Below are 17,271 nucleotides of genomic sequence, written 5' to 3' on the forward strand. Positions count from 1 at the left end.
CGGTCAGGATGTGCTTTGACCCTACTACCGGCACCGGCTGGGCGGTAGTTCAGGGGGCGGGGCCCTTAAAACGGCGGAAGGGACAGCCCCCAATGCTGTCCCTTCCGGCCCTAGGACAGTTTATCCAGCAAATTTACAAAAAGAAAGGCCTGCTGCTCCACGCGCTGCCGGGCGCAGGAGGCTAAATCGCCCTGATCATCCGGGTGTTGCCCAGCGTGTTGGGTTTCACGCGGGCAAGGTCGAGGAACTCGGCCACGCCTTCATCGTGCGAGCGCAGAAGTTCGGAGTACACCTGCGGGTCCACGGCGGACTGGTCGGCCATCACCTCGAAGCCGTGCCGCTTGAAGAAGTCAACCTCAAACGTCAGGCAGAACACGCGGGAAACGCCCAGGGCTTCGGCCTGCTGCAGGAGACTTTCGACCAGGACGTGGCCCACACCCTTGCCCCGCCAGGCGTCGGAGGCGGCAAGGGTGCGGACTTCGGCAAGGTCCTCCCACATCACGTGCAGAGCGCCGCAGCCGATGACCTCGCCCGCAGCCGACTCGGCGATCAGGAACTCCTGCAGGCTCTCGTAGTACGCCACCGTCTCCTTGGCCATCAGGATCCGCTGCTCGGCGAGCGGCGCCACGAGTCTCTTGATGGCGGCCACATCGCTGGTGCGGGCGGGGCGGATGGTGAAGGAGTCAGTCACAGCCCCCATCTTACGGACTGCCGCCGCCATCTCCGGAAGCTACAACCCCAGGTCCGCGGGAAGCGGGACGTCCTTGCCGAGGACGTTCCGGGCCAGGAAATGCTCAACCACGCCGTACCAGACCTTGGCGTGCTGCGGCTGCAGGATCCAGTGGTTTTCGTCCGGGTAGAAGAGGAACCGGTGGCTGGTCCGGCCCTCCCCGTCGCTGGCGAGCTGGGACCGTGACAGCAGCTCGTACCAGAGCCTCAGGCCCTCGCCGATGGGCACGCGGTAGTCCTTGTCGCCGTGGATGACCAGCATGGGTGTCCGGATCTTCTCGACGTGCAGATGCGGCGAGTTCTCCAGTGCCATTTCTTCCGTCATTTCCTTGAGCCAGTACTGCGACGCGTCCGTGGTGGGCCCGAACTGGTCAAGTGCCCACAGGCTGGCATGCGTGACGATCGCCTTGAAGCGGTCAGTCTGCCCCGCCACCCAGTTCGCCATGTAGCCACCGAAGGAACCTCCCATCGCCGCAGTCCGGCTTTCGTCGATGTCCGGCCGCTGCACCACGGCGTCCGTGATGGCCATGAGGTCGGTGAAGGGCGCCTTGCCCCAGCCGCCCCAGCCCCGTTGGATGTAAGCCTGTCCGTAGCCCGTAGACAGGGCAGGGTCCGGCAGCAGAACGGCGTAGCCCCGGGCGGTCAGCAGCCACGGGTTCCAGCGCCAGGTCCAGGCATTCCAGGATCCCAGCGGGCCGCCGTGGATCCACAGCAGCAGCGGCGCCGGATTCCCGGCCGAAGCCCCCGCGGGCAGCACCAGGTAGGCAGGCACCCGGGTGCCGTCAGCCGCCGTCGTCTCCACCCGCTCCAGCGACCCCTCGGTCTGCGGGCGCTCCGCCGGTGACGGCAGCCGTGTCACGTCCCCGGCGGCGAGGTCGATCCGGACCGGCTCGGCGGGAAACTCGTACGAACTGCGCAGCGCGTAGGCGCTGTGCCCGTCAGGTGAAACGACGACGTCGGTGTAGGCCGCCGCGTCCGGCGTCACCCGGGTGACACTCCCCCGGGCGACACCCGCCGTGACACTTACGCTGAAGACGGGCGACGCGCCGTCGTCGTCCGCGGTGACCAGGAGTCCGGAGCCGTCCGGGAGCCAGGCCTCGGGGTGGGCCCACCGGTCCCAGTCATGCGCCAGGGGCTGCAGGTCTTCCGGCCCGGCCTCACCGGACACGTCCAGGAGGTGGAGCTTGACCTGGGGCGCCTGCTGCGGGGTGGTGTCGCTTTCGCTGAGGACGGCGAGGGTGGCACCGTCCGGACTGACCGGCCCCGGGAAGAAGTTCATGCCTTCCTCGTCCAGGATGATCCTCAGGGTCCCGGTGGCAACGTCAACAGCGGCAAGGACCGAACGCAGGTCTGCCCTGGGCAGCGGCTTCACGAGGCTGGTGTAGATGGTCTTGCCGTCCGGGCTGACCACCGAGACGGCCTCGCGGAGCCGGGAACCGGCCTGCGGGGTGAGGTTGCGCAGCTTCAGGGGCGCCGCGCTGTCCACGGTACGGGGTTTGCCGGGCTCCTGGTCAGGGCCCGGCTCCACGGCGAAGAGCCGCGGCTGCGCGGGGCCGAGGTCGGCGTCCCAGTAACGCACGGGGTACTCGCTGTGCAGGATCGCCGCCACCTTGTTGTCCTTGCGGCTCTTGCGGCGCCCGGCGTCGTCCTCCTCGTCACGGGAGCCGGCCAGCACGGAGGCGGTAACAAAGGCCGCATTGGCGTCCTTGGCCGCCATGACCTTGTCCACTCCGCCCGGCCTGGACAGGACCACGCGTGCCTCGCCGCCGCCGGCGGGGAGCACCCAGAGCGCACTGACGGGATCGCCGTCGGCCTCCTTGTCCGGATCCGGCCGCGCGGACGTGAAGTAAACGTCCCCGTTGGCGGCGAAGGCGGCGCCGGCCTCGCCCTTGGCGCTGCGTGTGATCCTCCGGGCCGGCCGCTCCCCCGCCGGGTCCACCTCCCACAGCGCCGATACGTATTCGGTGCCCTTGCTGTTGAGCGTGGCCACCGTGGTCACCAGCCGCTGGCCGTCGGGGCTGAGGGCCAGGCCACTGACGCGCGGGATCGCCACGTAGTGGTCAAGGTCGTGGAAGGGCGTGGCCGGTTGCTCGTGCAGGATCGCTGCATCTTCAGTTGACATGTGCTGATTCAACACCGCCTGTGCGCTGGATCACAGGGCGGTTCACTGTTAGTGAAACAGTACTTTCAGAACTGCGCCCTCCTCCCTTGTGGCTGCAGGCGCCCAACAGCAGGAGGCCCACCGGCAGGAGACGCACCGGCAGGAGGCCCAACAGCAGAAGGCCCCGCCGTCCCCCTTTCGGGGGCTGGCGGGGCCTCGTGGCGCTGGAGTGCGGCTGTTGTGCTCGAGTTACGCGGTAGGCGCGATCTCAGGGATGCGCGGCTTGGCGTTGCCGGCGAAAGTGAACTTCGCGTCGTCACCTTCGCCGTCCACGTCCACCACCACGATGTCACCGGAGTGCAGCTCGCCGAACAGGATCTTCTCGGAGAGCTGGTCCTCGATCTCGCGCTGGATGGTCCGGCGCAGCGGCCGGGCACCCATGGCGGGGTCGTAGCCGCGGGTGGCCAGGAGCACCTTGGCTGCCTTGGTCAGCTCGATGCCCATGTCCTTGTCCTTGAGCCGCTTCTCCAGGCGGGTCACGAACAGGTCCACGATCTCGATGATCTCGTCCTGCGTCAGCTGCGGGAACACCACGACGTCGTCAACACGGTTGAGGAACTCGGGGCGGAAGTGCTGCTTGAGCTCCTCCGTAACCCGGGCACGCATCCGGTTGTAGCCGGTCTGGGTGTCCGTGCCGGACTGGAAGCCGGTGGCAACGCTCTTGGAGATGTCCCGGGTTCCGAGGTTGGTGGTCATGATGATCACGGTGTTCTTGAAGTCCACCACGCGGCCCTGGGAGTCGGTCAGGCGGCCGTCTTCCAGGATCTGCAGCAGCGAGTTGAAGAGGTCCGCGTGGGCCTTCTCCACTTCATCGAACAGGACCACGGAGAACGGACGGCGGCGGACCTTCTCGGTCAGCTGCCCGCCCTCTTCGTAGCCGACGTAACCCGGAGGGGCACCGAAGAGGCGCGATACCGTGTGCTTCTCCGAGTACTCGGACATGTCCAGGGTGATCAGCGCGTCTTCCTCACCGAACAGGAACTCGGCGAGGGCCTTGGCCAGTTCGGTCTTGCCGACGCCGGTAGGCCCGGCGAAGATGAACGAACCGCCCGGACGCTTGGGGTCCTTCAGGCCGGCACGGGTGCGGCGGATGGCCTGGGACAGTGCCTTGATGGCCTCGTCCTGGCCGACGACGCGCTTGTGCAGCTCGTCTTCCATCTTCAGCAGGCGCGAGGATTCTTCCTCGGTCAGCTTGAAGACCGGAATACCGGTGGAGTTCGCGAGGACTTCAGCGATCAGGTCCTCGTCCACCTCGGAGATGTCGTCCATGCCGCCGGTCTTCCAGTGGCGTTCCTTCTCGGAGCGCTCGGTGATGAGCTTCTGCTCCTTGTCGCGCAGCGCGGCAGCACCTTCGAAGTCCTGCGCGTCAATCGCGGACTCCTTCTCCATCTTCAGCTCGGAGATGCGCTCGTCCATCTCCTTGAGCTCCGGCGGAGCCGTCATGCGGCGGATGCGAAGCCGGGCACCGGCTTCATCGATGAGGTCGATCGCCTTGTCCGGCAGGAACCGGTCCGAGATGTAGCGTTCGGAGAGGTTCGCGGCCGAGGCGAGGGCGCCGTCGGTGATGGTGACGCGGTGGTGCGCCTCGTAGCGGTCCCGCAGGCCCTTGAGGATCTCGATTGCGTGCGCAACCGACGGCTCCTTGACCTGGATCGGCTGGAAGCGGCGCTCGAGGGCGGCATCCTTCTCGATGTGCTTGCGGTACTCGTCCAGGGTGGTGGCACCGATGGTCTGCAGCTCGCCGCGGGCCAGCATGGGCTTCAGGATCGAGGCCGCGTCGATGGCGCCTTCGGCGGCACCGGCACCCACCAGGGTATGGATCTCGTCAATGAAGAGGATGATGTCGCCGCGGGTGCGGATTTCCTTGAGGACCTTCTTCAGGCGCTCTTCGAAGTCACCGCGGTAGCGGGAGCCGGCCACGAGGGAGCCGAGGTCCAGCGTGTACAGCTGCTTGTCCTTGATGGTCTCCGGGACGTCGCCGCGCACGATCGCCTGGGCCAGGCCCTCGACGACTGCGGTCTTGCCGACGCCGGGCTCGCCGATCAGCACGGGGTTGTTCTTGGTGCGGCGGGAAAGGACCTGCATGACGCGTTCCATTTCCTGCTCGCGTCCGATCACGGGGTCCAGCTTGTTCTCGCGGGCGGCCTGTGTCAGGTTCCGGCCGAACTGGTCCAGCACAACAGAGCCGGCGGGGGTTCCCTCTGCCTGGCTCTGGCCGACGCCGGCACCGGTGGTCTCCTTGCCCTGGTAGCCGGAGAGCAGCTGGATGACCTGCTGGCGGACCCGGTTTAGGTCGGCACCGAGCTTCACCAGCACCTGCGCCGCCACACCCTCACCCTCGCGGATGAGTCCCAGCAGGATGTGCTCCGTGCCGATGTAGTTGTGGCCCAGCTGCAGGGCTTCGCGCAGCGAAAGCTCCAGCACCTTCTTTGCACGCGGCGTGAAGGGGATGTGGCCGGAGGGGGCCTGCTGGCCCTGGCCGATGATCTCCTGCACCTGCTCGCGGACGCCGTCGAGCGAAATGCTCAAGGACTCAAGAGCTTTGGCGGCAACGCCCTCACCCTCGTGGATAAGACCCAAGAGGATGTGTTCGGTACCAATGTAATTGTGGTTCAGCATGCGTGCCTCTTCTTGGGCAAGCACAACTACGCGACGGGCACGGTCCGTAAATCGCTCAAACATTTCGCCACACTCCTAGCTACGACGTACTTTGATGCTACGTGGGGGAAGCATGACTTGGGGAGCTTGTTCGCCACAGGGGAAACCGGCAGGTCTTGCACGGTTCCGCGCAGCTGCCGCAGGCGGCCCGAAGCTGCAATACCGGAGACGGCCGCCAATAAGGCGCCGTTGTTCCGCCCGGCCGGCCATTTATAGGTCGCGGGCCCGGTGTCCGAAATCACCTAACGGTGATTGTTCCGGATTCCGGGGGCCTGCGGATTTTTCAAAATCGGTGGATTCCCGGACCGTGATTCCGCGCACGGCCGGATGTCCGATTCGGCAGTGTGGCCGGTGTGATTAGCGGCATAACCGGCCGGCGCCGGAGAAATGCCACGGGCGCGGTTCGGCTAAAGATGCGCTTAAAGCGCAGCGCCCCCGTCAATCCGGGGGCGCCACACATATGTTCAGAACGTGCTCCGAGCTAGGAATTGGCCTTTTGGTAGGCTTCCTGGATTTCTGCCTGAATCCGGCCGCGTGCGTTTACGGTGTAACCGTGGTCGCGCGCCCACTGGCGTATCTGGGCAGAGTCCTGGCTGCGTCCACCCGGTGCCTTGACACGGGCAGGGCGGCCGCCGGACGTTTTGCGGCCGGCTGAAACAAAGCGCTCCAGTGATGACCGCAGTTCTGAAGCATTGGCAGAGGACAGGTCAATTTCATAGCCGACGCCATCCAGGCCGAAGCGAACGGTTTCGTCCGCAGATCCCCCATCCAGATCGTCCACCAGGACGATATTGACTTTCTGTGCCATCAAAAATCTCTCTTTTGGAAAGGACGTGTAATCAGAAAAGCAGGATGTTTCCACCTGAAGTATCTCTCCCATTAAGGCAACGCGTCAAAACGCGTAATGGTTCCTTGGGGATAACCCGGTGTATTAAAAGTCGCCTGTTATTTGTCTGATTCGGCCGGGGGTTCGGGGGAATCGTTCCCGGCCGCCCGCTGGGCATCCGCTGCCGCCTGGGCATCGGCTTCAGCCTGGGCGCGTGCCTCGGCCTGGCGTTCTGCCTTGTCCGCGTTAAAAATCGACTTCATGGCAAACCAGAAGAGCAGGCCAACCACCAGCGAGGGCAGCAGGACGGCAATGTAGTCCATGATCAGTGGCCTTCGGGCTTGAGCAGGGGGAAGAGAATGGTTTCGCGGATGCCTGCGCCGGTAAAAAGCATCACCAGCCGGTCAATGCCCAGGCCGATGCCGCCCATGGGGGGTGCACCGTACTCCAGGGCGCGGAGGAAGTCCTCGTCCAGCTGCATTGCCTCTACATCCCCGGCAGCGGCGTGCAGGGACTGCTCGGTGAGGCGTTCGCGCTGGATGACCGGGTCAATGAGCTCGGAGAAGGCCGTGCCGCGTTCCATGCCGCCGATGATGAGGTCCCAGGCCTCGATCAGGCGGCCGTCCTCGCGGTGCGGGCGTGCCAGCGGCTGGGCGGACGGCGGATAGTCGTAAACAAACGTGGGGTTCAGCAGGGTGGGCTCCACGATTTCGCCGAAGAGTTCCACGGCCAGCTTCTCGGCGTCCCACTTGGGGTCCACCTTGACGTCGTGCTTCGCGGCGACGGCGCGCAGTTCCTCGAGCGGGGTGTCCGGGGTGACCTCCTGGCCCACTGCCTCGGAAAGTCCCGGGTACACGGCAACCCAGGCCCAGTCGCCGTCGAGGTTGATTTCCCCTGCCTCGGTCTGCAGGACGCGCCCTGCGCCCACGGAGTCAGCGGCGTCCAGGATGATCTCCTTGATGCGCTCGGCCATGACGAACTGGTCGGCCCATGCCTCGTAGCACTCGAGCGTGGTGAACTCGGGGCTGTGGGTGGAGTCCACGCCCTCGTTGCGGAAAACGCGGCCCATGTCGTAGACGCGGTCGATGCCGCCCACCACGGCGCGCTTGAGGTACAGCTCGGTGGCGATGCGCAGGGTCATCTTCTGGTCGAACGCGTTCATGTGCGTCTCGAACGGGCGGGCCAGGGCGCCGCCGTGCACGAGCTGCAGGATGGGGGTTTCCACCTCGACGTAGCTGTGCCGGAAGAGGGTCTCGCGGATGGAGCGGGTGATGGCGGCGCGGGTGTAGACCATCTCGCGGGCCTCGTCGCGGACCATCAGGTCCACGTAGCGCTGGCGCACGCGGGTTTCCTCGTTGAGTTCGGCGTGCAGCACCGGCAGCGGGCGCAGTGCCTTGGACGCCATGGACCAGGATTCCGCCATGACGGAGAGCTCGCCGCGGCGGGACGAGATGACTTCGCCGCGGATAAAGACGTGGTCGCCCAGGTCAACGAGTGCCTTCCAGTCGGCGAGTGCCTCCTCGCCCACATTGGCCAGGCTGAGCATGGCCTGCAGCCGGGTGCCCTTGCCGTCGGTGCCGCCTTCCTGCAGCGTGGCGAAGCACAGCTTGCCGGTGTTGCGGACAAACACGACACGCCCGGTGACGCCCACGACGTCGCCGGTGGTTTCGTCGGCCTGCAGGTGCGCGTACTTTTCGCGGATCTCGCTGAGCGAGTGCGTGCGCTCCACACCCACCGGGTATGCCTCCTGCCCGCGTTCGAGCAGCTTGGCGCGCTTGTCCATGCGGATGCGCATCTGTTCGCTGGCGTCGAGCGGCTCTGGGGCGTTCTTGGGGGCGGGGGTGTTTTGGGAAGTCACAGTCATCAAGTTTACCGGGACTTCCCGCCTTGGAGTTTTTGTCCAGATATTCGGACTTTGCCGCCCCTCAGCGGCCATTATCTGTACAAAAACTCCGGAGGGGGTGGGGCTTAGACTCGGGCTGTGGAGACGTGGACAGTTGAGACGGACGACGACGGCAGCCGCCTAGAGGTGCACTCCTTCAGGCCCGCCGTGCTCACCCCCGCCGAAGGCGGAAGGCCCGCGGAAGGTGACCCGGCCCCGGTGACGGCGCCCGGCGTCGTACTCATCCACGGAACGCTGGTGACCGACGCGCTGTACCGGCCGTTCGCCCGCAACCTGAGCCTGCTCCTGAGCCGGCCGGTGCACTGCTACAACCGGCGCGGCCGGGGCCGGTCCGCGGAACAGCCTGACGACTACTCGGTGCAGACCGAGATCCGCGACCTCGCCGCCGTAATGAAGGCGACGGGGTCCGAGGATGTGGTGGCGCACAGCTACGGCGGCTTCGTGGCACTGCAGGCGGCACGCGAAATGCCGCTGCGCAGGCTGGTGACCTACGACGCCGCGGTCTCCCTCTCCGGCAACCTGAACCACCGGTGGCGCCCGGAGCTGGAGCAGGCCGTGACGGACGGGCAGCTCAACCACGCCTGGGCGCACCTGGTGCAGGGGCTGGCGACGGCCGGACCGCTCTCCTACCTTCCCCTCGGAGCGCTGCGGATGCTGAGCATCATGTCCGCCCGGACCAACGTCGGCGCGGAAATGCGGGAACTGCTGCCCACGGCAGTGAAGGAAATGCGGGCCGTCCTCGACGCCGACGCGGAGCTCGCGGACTTCTCCGAACTGGCCACGCCCACGCTGATGCTCAGCGGTGGCTGGAGCCCGGGATACTTTGCCGACACCGGCAGGCAGCTGGCGTCGGCGGTGGAGGCGATCGACTTCGCGGTGGTCCCCGGCCAGCTGCACGAGGGGCCCATCCGGCCGGGCAAGCGCCTGGCCATCAGGATTGCACGGTTCCTGAACGGCACGGACGGGACCATCACTCCGCTGAGCCGCAAGCGCCGGCGCCGGTAGGGCAGCGCCCGGCTGTCAGCACGGGCCGCCCTCGGATAGGCTCGGAACATGACTCGCGAGATCATCAGCACACCCGACGGCGGCAAGCTCGAGCTGTTCAGCACGGGCGAGGAAAAGGCCTCGGCCGGGTCCGGCGTCGTGGTCGTCATCTCATCCATGGTCACGGCGTCCGACTACACGCGGTTCGCGCAGCGGCTCAGTGCCGAGCTCGGCCGCCCGGTCCACACCTTCAACCGCCGTGGCCGCGGGGCATCCTCCGAACAGCAGGGCGACTACACCCTGGACGTCGACATCCGCGACCTCGACACCGTCATGAAGCACACGGACAGCACCGACGTGTTCGGGCACAGCTTCGGCGGGGCCGTGGCGCTGCACGCCGCCAGGACGCTGCCCGTGGAACGGCTCGCGGTCTACGATCCGGCCGTGTCCGTGAACCACAGCGTCACGGCGGACTGGACCGTCGAGTACGAGCGGGCGACCGCCGCCGGGGACGACGACCGCGCCCTCGCCGTCCTGCAGCGCGGGCTCGAGGCGGCAGGCCCGTTCTCGTCCCGGATGCCGCTGTCCATGCTGACCCTGGCCAACAAGCTCACGGCGGGGACGTCCATGGGCAAGCAGCAGCGGGAAATGATGCGCACCGGTGTCCGTGAAATCAAGGCGATCGTCGCGGCGGACATGCCGGCCGAGCCGTTCCTGCAGCTGCCGCTGGAGACCCTCATCATCGTGGGCGAGAAGAGCCCGGCCTACTTCGGCGTGGCCTGCGGTCAGATCCACGATGTCCTGTCCGGCTCCAGCTACACCATCCTCCCGGGCTTCGGGCACGACGGCGTCATGCGGGCCCCGGACAAGCTCATCACCGAACTCAGCGAGTTCTTCGCCGGCTAGCAGCACCAAAAAAGCAACGCGGGGTCACTTCCCGCCCAATAATCCCTCCGGATTGGGCGCGAAGTGACCCCGCGTTGCTCTTAGTGCGCGGGTCCTAGTGGGCCGGGGGTGCTCCCTCGGCACCCGCCGTCTTGCGCATCATCGTGGAGAGTACGACGGCGGCAACGGCGATCATTGTTGCCGTCAGGAACGCTGCGTTCATGCCCGCAACGAGGCCGGAGCCCGCGGAAACGAAGGCGAAGATGGACACCAGCAGCGCCGTTCCCGCCGCACCGGCCACCTGCTGCAGGGTGCTCATGATGGCCGAGCCGTGCGAGTACAGGTGCGGCGGCAGCGGGTTCAGCCCAGTGGTGAACGCAGGCGTGAAAAGCAGCGCCAGGCCGAAACTGAGCCCGACGTGCAGGGTGACGATCCACCAGACCGGAGTGCCGGCGTCGAGCATCGCGAACTGCCACAGCGTCAGCACCATGAGCGTTGAACCGGTGACCGTGAGCGGCAGCGGCCCTACCTTGTCGAACAGGCGGCCGATCACCGGACCGAGCAGGCCCATGGCCAGGCCGCCGGGCAGCAGGGCCAGCCCCGTCTCGAGGGACTGCAGGCCGCGGATCTCCTGCAGGTACAGCGGCAGCAGGATCACGGCGCCGAACAGGGCCACCATGGACACGACCATCAGCAGCACCGAAACCGTGAACATCCGGAAGTTGAACGCCCGCAGGTCCAGCAGCGGGGCCTCGGACTTCTGCAGCCGGAGCTGGCGGAACGTGAAGGCGGCAAGGCCGGCCACGCCGACGACCAGCGCCACGACGGCGAGCGTGCCCGGGCCGCCGCTGCCGCCGTGGCCGCCGCCGATCTGGCTGAGGCCGTAGACGAGGCCGCCGAAGGCGGGGACGGTGAGCACCACGGAGGGGAAGTCGAGCCTGGACTTTTCGGTCTCGCCGACGTTGGTCAGGAACCTGGCGCCGATGGCCAGGGCCGCCAGTGCGATGGGCAGCACAAAGATGAACATGTAGCGCCAGGAGAAGTGCTGCAGGATGAACCCGGAGACGGCGGGGCCCATGGCCGGGGCAACCGAAATGGCGATGCTGACGTTGCCCATGACCGCACCGCGGCGCGCCAGCGGCACCAGCGTGAGGATGGTGGTCATCAGCAGCGGAAGCATGATGGCGGTGCCGCCGGCCTGGATGATGCGGGCCAGCAGGAGGATCTCAAAGCCGGGCGCCGCGGCCGCGAGCGCCGTGCCGCCGGCAAAGAGTCCCATCGCCAGCAGGAAGACAGCCCGCGTCGACAGCCGCTGAAGGATGAAGCCGGTGGTGGGGATCACCACGGCCATGGTCAGCATGAACCCGGTGGAGAGCCACTGCACCGTCGGGGCATCCACGCGCAGGTCCACCATGAGCCGCTGCAGGGCGACGTTCATGATGGTCTCGTTCAGGATCACCACGAACGTGGCCACCAGCAGCGTGGCGATGACCGTCACGGACTCGCGGGACATTTTGTCCGACGGCGGTGCTGCCGCCGGGGACGGCGCTGCGTTCGACGGCGGTGCTGCCGCGGGCGCTGCAAGCGGAGCAGCCGGCTGCTGGGCGGGTTCGCCAGACGAAGTGGACGTGGCGTTGGTAGACATGGCGAGGCCCTCATGGAGTTGGGATGGTGGCTGGCGGAAAGCGCCGCTGCAGACTCCAACAGTGTAGTGGGCCTGCTCATTCCCCGTACACGGGATTTACCTCACCTGGCCCTCAAGCACCTGGGGGTCAGGAGCTCAGCGGCACGTTGTCGATCAGGCGTACGGCGCCAACCTTCGCGGCCACCAGCGCCAGGCCCTCGCCCCGGAAGGGTGTCTCGTGGCAGTTCTCGGCGAGCGGTTCCAGCGTGACGGGATCCACGACTTCGAGATAGTCAAGCTGCACCAGTGGCTGGGACTCGATCAGGGCCCTTGCCGCACCGACGTCGAGGGGCTCGTTGGCGTTGGCCCGCTCCTCGATGAAGCGCAGCGCACGGGACAGGACGAGCGCGGCGTCCCGTTCCTCGTCCGAGAGGAAGCGGTTCCGGCTCGACAGCGCCAGCCCGTCGGCGGCGCGGGCGGTGGGGACGGCAATGATTTCGACCGGAAAGTTCAGGTCCGCCACCATCCGGCGAACCAGGGCCAGCTGCTGGGCGTCCTTTTGCCCGAAGTAGGCACGATAGGCGGGCAGCCCGCCGCCGGAGCCGGCAACGAACGCGCTGCCGCCGGGAAGACCGGTGCCCGGGATGCCCAGGTGCAGCAGCTTGGCCACCACTGTGAGTGCGCCGTCGAAGTGCCCGGGCCGGGATGCGCCCTCCCACTTCTCCCCCAGCGGACCGGAGGTGATCCTGACCAACGGCGGCCCGTCCGGGTACATCTCCTCGACCGACGGCGCAAAGACCAGGTCCACGCCCTGTTCCTCGAGCAGCGCCATGTCCGCCTCAAGGGTCCGCGGATACCGGTCCAGGTCCTGCGCCTCACCGAACTGCAGGGGGTTCACGAAGATGGAGGCCACCACCACGTCGTTCTGTTCGACGGCGGCACGCGCCAGCCGCCCGTGGCCGGCGTGCAGGGCGCCCATGGTGGGCACGAGGCCCAGCGAGGAGCCGTTCTTCTGCGTCAGCAGCAGCCGGCTTTGCGCGCGCAGGGAATCCGCCGTGGTTACAAGCCGGATTGCCATGTCATTGTCCTCCCTTGGCCCTGGGGCCGTTGTCATGCGCGGACATCGTCCGGGCCGTTGGCTGGGCCATCAAGTGCAATACGGATATTGTCCGCCTGATCCGGTTTCAGCAGACCACGCCCCTCGGCGCGCCGTGCGGTTGCCCGTGCCATGGCCAGGTAGGCGGCCAGGACGTCGCCGCCTTTCCCGCCGTCGTGCTCCCGGAGCGCGGAGGCGTGCGCCTCCACCGTCCCGGCGTCGCCGCGGGCCACCGGGCCCGTCAGGGCCGACTCCCCGGAGGCGAGCGCGTTCTCCAGGGTTGCCCGCAGCAGCGGCCCAAGCATGCGTTCCGGCGCCTCGACACCCACCTCGGACAGCAGCTGCGACGCCTGCGCCACGAGCGTGACCAGGTGGTTCGAGCCGTGCGCCAGGGCGGCGTGGTAGATGGTGCGGTCACCTTCGGCGATCACCACCGGTTCCGCCCCCATTTCGACGACGAGCGCCTGGGCAATCGGGAGCATGGCGGTGTCCGCCGTGACCCCGAACGTGCAGTCCAGCAGGCGGGTCAGGTCCAGGCTCATGCCGGTGAACGTCATGGCCGGGTGCAGCGCCAGCGGCACGGCACCGGCGGCCCGGACCGGATGCAGCACGCCGACGCCGAACCGGCCCGACGTGTGCGCCACGAGCTGGCCCGGCTGCCAGGCGCCCAGCTTGGCCAGACCGTCCACGAGCCCGCCGAGGGCATCGTCCGGAACAGCCAGGAGGACCAGTTCCGAGCGTTCCACGATGTCCTGGATCTCCAGGACCGGAACACCGGGCAGCAGGGTTTCGGCCCGCTCCCGGCTCGCGTCGGACACGGCGGAAACCCCGACGACGGCGTGCTCCGCCGCGCGGAGCGCCGCACCAAGGACAGCGCCCACCTTGCCGGCACCGATGATTCCGACGCCGAGGCGTCCTGGCTTAGCCACGTTGCGGGCCTTCCTGTTGTGGTGCTTGGGGAGTTGTACGGGGATCGTCGTGCTGCGGAGCCACCTGCGCCAGCCACTGCTCGCTCGTCTGCCGCCGGCGGGCCGCCCTGGCGCGGGCGGCCTGCGCGTCGAAGAGCGACTGCGCCTCCCGGATGTCGGCCTGGATCACGCGCGGGGCCACCGGCCCGGCGGTGGTGTGCAGCACGAGGTCGGCAAGCCCGAAGCGGCGTGCGAGGGGTCCCTGCTGCAGCGCGATGGACTGAGTCCGCTGGTGCGGGATCACCACGAGCTGCCGCCACCAGCGCCCCGAGCGCATGAGCAGTGCCGTGTCCGTGGCCGCGAACGCGTTGCGCCGCCAGCCCAGCGGCGCCAGCAGCCGCGCCCGGCGCGGCGTGGTAACGAATCCGGCGTCGGAATCCAGTCCGTTTACGCCTTGGTGGAAAACGCGCAGCGGATCGGCAGTTCCCGGATCCGGCAGCACGAGGGCCAGCATGTTCAGGACGTCCTCCCACCTGCCCACCGGCAGCAGGGTGGTGCGGGCCCCGGCCTCGCCGTTGTTGGTCCCGGCTCCGTAACCGGCTGCGTTGACCTGCATCCGGTACCAGCCGAAGAGGCGCCAGAGAGGCGGCTGGGCCACCTTCAGCGCCTGGATCCGGCCCGGCGGCAGGGTCTGGGACTGCGTGTCGAGCAGCCCGTACCTGAGCCGGATGCCGTCCGGGGAGATCGCCGCTGTGAAGTTGTAGCCCTTGGTGAACGAGCTCCAGTACGCTGCGATGAGGCCCAACACCGCCGGAATCAGGTACAGGAAAAAGGCCCTGTTCTCGGTGAGCGCGGACAGCATTACGGACGCTGCGGCGCCCAGGACCACGAAGACACTCTGCTCGCTGAGCAGGAGCGAACCGATCAGGCGCGGCGGCGGGACTCGCAGGACCTGCTGCTCGGGCGCCTCGGGGGCGGCTGCCTCGGGATGCTCGGGATCCAGCCCCACGCCCGAGGCGCGGGCGAGAATCGTGGCGCGCAACTGCCGGGCGTCGGCGATGCGGAGGTAGGCCAGCCGCACTGCGGATTCGCCGGCGTCGGCAACTTCGAATTTGAGCTCGGCGAGGCCGAAAATCCGGGCGAGCAGCGGCTGCACGATGTCGATGGCCTGGACCCGGTCCAGCCGGGCCTGGCGCTGCTGTTTGAACAGGAAGCCCGTGTTGACGCGGACATACCCCTCCGCCACCTGGTACCGGGTGAAGTACCAGGACAGGATGAAGCCCAGCACCGCCAGCACCAGCATCAGGGCACCGCCGCCGAGGAGCCACGGGGCGCGGCCGGCGATGCGGTCATCGACCAGCGGCTGGCCCTGGAGCATCCGTTCAAAGCTGTCGCGCCCGAAGAAGTAGCCGATGGCGGCCAGCGCAACCCAGCCCCGCACAAACGGTGTGGCGGGGTGCACGCGCAGCCACTCGCCGTCGGACTTTCCGGATGCGAGGCCGCCGGCGCTCACAGCCCGGCCAGCCTGGCTTCGCCGCGCGCGGAGAGCTGTTCCCGGAGCCGCGCCCCCTCCGCGGCGGGAAGGCCGGGAATTCCGGCGTTGGTTCCGGCGGAGGCGGTGTGCAGCTTCAGGGTGCACAGCCCCAGCCCGCGCTCCACCGGGCCGGCGCTGATGTCCACGTACTGCATGCGGCCGTACGGCACCACCATGACGCGCTGGAAGAAGATGCCGCCGCGGATGAGGAGATCGTCGTCGCGCTCGGCGTAACCGATGGCCCGCACTTGCCGCGGGATCAGGACCAGCCGCCAAAGCGCCAGCAGGAGCATGAACGCCGGAACCCCGATGGCCAGCCACAGCGGCGGCCACCGCCACCAGCCGAGCCGGACGAACATCAGCGGCAGGCTGAGCACGGCCACCATGACAAGGTTGCCCAGGGCCCACTCCACGAGCCGCACCGTGACGTACTTGGGGGACACGCGCTGCCAGGTGATGCCGGGGGGATCAATCGCCGCGGTAGGCATACTCGCCTTCGCCTTTGGCCTTGCCCCGCCCGTGGCCGGGCAGGCCGTCCCCGGCCTCCGTCTCGCCGTCCTCCGGCGGGATCTTGCAGAAACGTTCGACGACGAGCCCGACCACGATCATGACCAGGCCGCCGCCCGCCATCCCGAGGGCGAGCCAGGTGACATCCAGCCCGCTGCGGATGCTCCAGAACCGCAACTGGTCCAGGAAGATCCCGGCGTGCCAGCCCAGCAGCATCGCGCCGGTGTAGGCGCAGGCCTGGGCCAGGACCAGCGTCCATGCCGCCAGGATGGGGTTCAGCATTTTCTTCTTCTTGCCGTTCCGCCAGCGGAGGACGCGGATGCCCAGCACCAGGGTCAGGGCCACGATCACGCCCATCGTGACCAGGGCCGTGGCCGGCAGGACTGGAGTGGCCATGCCGTAGCGGACGGTCAGGACCGCGGCAGACCAGCCGGCGACGGCCAGGGCAAGGCCCACGACTGTCAGCAGCAGCGGGCTCACGGGCTTCACGGCTGCTCCACCGCCCCGCCGTCGGGCACGCCGTCAAAGTCGCCGAAACCGTCGAACGGCTTCAGGTCCGGAAAATCGGCCGCCTTGGCGGCCAGTTCCCCCACGGGCTGCCCGTTCAGCGTGGCCGACGGGTCCATCTGGGCCCACGGGTAGAGCACGAATGCGCGCTGCGCGGCGAACGGGTGGGGCAGGGTCAGCACCGGATCGTCGCTCGTGAGGTCGCCAAATACGACGACGTCCACGTCCAGCGTGCGCGGGCCCCAGTGCACCTCACGGACGCGGTGGTGCTTGTTCTCCACCGACTGGCAGTGCCTGAGGAGCTCGAGCGGTTCCAGCGAGGTTTCCACCGAGATCACCATGTTGAGGAAGTCCGGCTGCCCGGCGGGTCCGCCGACGGCCTTGGTCTGCACGATGGGTGACACGGCCAGGAGCCGTACCTCCGGGCGGTCCACGAGGTCGGCCACTGCCTCGGACAGGGTCTCGTTCCGGGCACCGAGGTTGCTGCCCAGCGCCAGCACCGCCCGCGTGTAGCCGGTTTTGGCCGGTGCCTCGTGCACGGGCTTTTCATGCAGTGCGGGTGCCGGGTTCATGTCCGCTCCCGGTATACGCTGACGGCGACGTCGCCGAAGGGAACCTCGATGGGTGCCTTCGGTTTGTGCACGGTGATCTCCACGGCCTGGATTGCGAATTCCTTGAGCAGGCCGTCTGCCATCCGCACCGCCAGCGCCTCGATCAGGTTCAGGGGCTCGCCGGTGATCCAGTCGGTGATGCGTCCGGCCACCTCGCCGTAGTGGGCGGTGTCGCGGACGTCGTCCGATTCCGCGGCCTGGCTGAAATCCAGGTGCAGCACGGCGTCGACAACAAACGGCTGGCCTTCGCGGCGCTCAAAATCGAACACCCCGTGGTAGCCGGTGGCGGTGACACCGGTCAGCGAGATCCTGTCCATGGCTGTTCTGCTTGGCCTTTC

General features: G+C 67.7%; 16 protein-coding genes. 2 read left to right on the forward strand and 14 right to left on the reverse strand.

Going from position 1 to position 17,271, the window contains the following annotated elements:
• Positions 1-181: 181 nt before the first annotated feature.
• The 6 genes from ACFUTU_RS11740 to lysS form a co-directional block, all read right to left on the reverse strand.
• Complete coding sequence (locus ACFUTU_RS11740) at positions 182-691, reverse strand: amino-acid N-acetyltransferase (protein WP_377964369.1); 510 nt, start codon at positions 689-691, stop codon at positions 182-184.
• 39 nt (positions 692-730) lie between these two features.
• Complete coding sequence (locus tag ACFUTU_RS11745; RefSeq protein ID WP_377964371.1) at positions 731-2,851, reverse strand: prolyl oligopeptidase family serine peptidase; 2,121 nt, start codon at positions 2,849-2,851, stop codon at positions 731-733.
• 228 nt (positions 2,852-3,079) lie between these two features.
• Positions 3,080-5,572: an ATP-dependent Clp protease ATP-binding subunit gene (locus ACFUTU_RS11750; protein ID WP_377964373.1), complete on the reverse strand. Its 2,493-nt coding sequence runs from the start codon at positions 5,570-5,572 to the stop codon at positions 3,080-3,082.
• Positions 5,573-6,029: 457 nt separating this feature from the next.
• A complete protein-coding gene (locus ACFUTU_RS11755) occupies positions 6,030-6,356 on the reverse strand; it encodes an Lsr2 family protein (protein ID WP_377964375.1) in 327 nt (108 codons plus the stop codon).
• 137 nt (positions 6,357-6,493) lie between these two features.
• Complete coding sequence (locus tag ACFUTU_RS11760; RefSeq protein WP_377964377.1) at positions 6,494-6,697, reverse strand: hypothetical protein; 204 nt, start codon at positions 6,695-6,697, stop codon at positions 6,494-6,496.
• A 2-nt stretch (positions 6,698-6,699) separates the two neighbouring features.
• Positions 6,700-8,238: a lysine--tRNA ligase gene (lysS, locus tag ACFUTU_RS11765; protein WP_377964379.1), complete on the reverse strand. Its 1,539-nt coding sequence runs from the start codon at positions 8,236-8,238 to the stop codon at positions 6,700-6,702.
• A 117-nt stretch (positions 8,239-8,355) separates the two neighbouring features.
• Here lysS and ACFUTU_RS11770 point away from each other — a divergent pair, with 117 nt between their 5' ends.
• Positions 8,356-9,282 (forward strand): alpha/beta fold hydrolase, encoded by a 927-nt coding sequence (locus ACFUTU_RS11770; protein WP_377964381.1) that lies wholly within the window; start codon positions 8,356-8,358, stop codon positions 9,280-9,282.
• Positions 9,283-9,330: 48 nt separating this feature from the next.
• On the forward strand, positions 9,331-10,167 hold the full coding sequence (locus ACFUTU_RS11775) for an alpha/beta fold hydrolase (protein ID WP_377964383.1): 837 nt from the start codon (positions 9,331-9,333) through the stop codon (positions 10,165-10,167).
• A gap of 94 nt (positions 10,168-10,261) precedes the next feature.
• Here ACFUTU_RS11775 and ACFUTU_RS11780 read toward each other — a convergent pair whose 3' ends face one another.
• From ACFUTU_RS11780 to folB, 8 genes are all read right to left on the reverse strand, one after another.
• Positions 10,262-11,791, reverse strand: coding sequence for an MDR family MFS transporter (locus tag ACFUTU_RS11780; protein ID WP_377964385.1), 1,530 nt, complete (start codon positions 11,789-11,791; stop codon positions 10,262-10,264).
• Between the two features lie 127 nt (positions 11,792-11,918).
• Positions 11,919-12,848 (reverse strand): 4-phosphopantoate--beta-alanine ligase, encoded by a 930-nt coding sequence (locus ACFUTU_RS11785; RefSeq protein ID WP_377964387.1) that lies wholly within the window; start codon positions 12,846-12,848, stop codon positions 11,919-11,921.
• A gap of 32 nt (positions 12,849-12,880) precedes the next feature.
• A complete protein-coding gene (locus ACFUTU_RS11790; RefSeq protein WP_377964389.1) occupies positions 12,881-13,795 on the reverse strand; it encodes a Rossmann-like and DUF2520 domain-containing protein in 915 nt (304 codons plus the stop codon).
• Entirely contained in the window at positions 13,788-15,287 is a 1,500-nt protein-coding gene (locus ACFUTU_RS11795; RefSeq protein WP_377964391.1) for a PH domain-containing protein, read from the reverse strand. Before ACFUTU_RS11795 ends, ACFUTU_RS11790 begins: the two co-directional genes overlap by 8 nt.
• On the reverse strand, positions 15,284-15,796 hold the full coding sequence (locus ACFUTU_RS11800) for a PH domain-containing protein (RefSeq protein ID WP_377964393.1): 513 nt from the start codon (positions 15,794-15,796) through the stop codon (positions 15,284-15,286). The genes ACFUTU_RS11795 and ACFUTU_RS11800 overlap by 4 nt, the downstream gene beginning before the upstream one ends.
• The gene (locus ACFUTU_RS11805; RefSeq protein ID WP_377964395.1) at positions 15,777-16,304 is read right to left on the reverse strand and encodes a DUF3180 domain-containing protein; all 528 of its coding nucleotides are present in this window, start codon (positions 16,302-16,304) and stop codon (positions 15,777-15,779) included. The genes ACFUTU_RS11800 and ACFUTU_RS11805 overlap by 20 nt, the downstream gene beginning before the upstream one ends.
• Positions 16,301-16,894, reverse strand: a complete 594-nt coding sequence (folK, locus tag ACFUTU_RS11810; RefSeq protein ID WP_377964397.1) for a 2-amino-4-hydroxy-6-hydroxymethyldihydropteridine diphosphokinase — start codon at positions 16,892-16,894, stop codon at positions 16,301-16,303. Before folK ends, ACFUTU_RS11805 begins: the two co-directional genes overlap by 4 nt.
• Positions 16,891-17,250 (reverse strand): dihydroneopterin aldolase, encoded by a 360-nt coding sequence (gene folB, locus ACFUTU_RS11815; RefSeq protein WP_377964399.1) that lies wholly within the window; start codon positions 17,248-17,250, stop codon positions 16,891-16,893. The genes folK and folB overlap by 4 nt, the downstream gene beginning before the upstream one ends.
• Positions 17,251-17,271 lie beyond the last annotated feature (21 nt).

The sequence above is a fragment of the Arthrobacter sp. NPDC057388 genome, from assembly GCF_042668165.1.
Classification (GTDB): Bacteria; Actinomycetota; Actinomycetes; order Actinomycetales; family Micrococcaceae; genus Arthrobacter.

Excerpts from the sequence above, each read along its gene's own strand:
- ACFUTU_RS11745 (WP_377964371.1), bottom strand. The coding sequence starts at position 2,851 with ATGTCAACTGAAGATGCAGCGATCCTGCACGAGCAACCGGCCACGCCC.
- ACFUTU_RS11750 (WP_377964373.1), bottom strand. The coding sequence starts at position 5,572 with ATGTTTGAGCGATTTACGGACCGTGCCCGTCGCGTAGTTGTGCTTGCC.
- ACFUTU_RS11755 (WP_377964375.1), bottom strand. The coding sequence starts at position 6,356 with ATGGCACAGAAAGTCAATATCGTCCTGGTGGACGATCTGGATGGGGGA.
- ACFUTU_RS11760 (WP_377964377.1), bottom strand. The coding sequence starts at position 6,697 with ATGGACTACATTGCCGTCCTGCTGCCCTCGCTGGTGGTTGGCCTGCTC.
- lysS (WP_377964379.1), bottom strand. The coding sequence starts at position 8,238 with ATGACTGTGACTTCCCAAAACACCCCCGCCCCCAAGAACGCCCCAGAG.
- ACFUTU_RS11775 (WP_377964383.1), top strand. The coding sequence starts at position 9,331 with ATGACTCGCGAGATCATCAGCACACCCGACGGCGGCAAGCTCGAGCTG.
- ACFUTU_RS11780 (WP_377964385.1), bottom strand. The coding sequence starts at position 11,791 with ATGTCTACCAACGCCACGTCCACTTCGTCTGGCGAACCCGCCCAGCAG.
- ACFUTU_RS11785 (WP_377964387.1), bottom strand. The coding sequence starts at position 12,848 with ATGGCAATCCGGCTTGTAACCACGGCGGATTCCCTGCGCGCGCAAAGC.
- ACFUTU_RS11800 (WP_377964393.1), bottom strand. The coding sequence starts at position 15,796 with ATGCCTACCGCGGCGATTGATCCCCCCGGCATCACCTGGCAGCGCGTG.
- folK (WP_377964397.1), bottom strand. The coding sequence starts at position 16,894 with ATGAACCCGGCACCCGCACTGCATGAAAAGCCCGTGCACGAGGCACCG.
- folB (WP_377964399.1), bottom strand. The coding sequence starts at position 17,250 with ATGGACAGGATCTCGCTGACCGGTGTCACCGCCACCGGCTACCACGGG.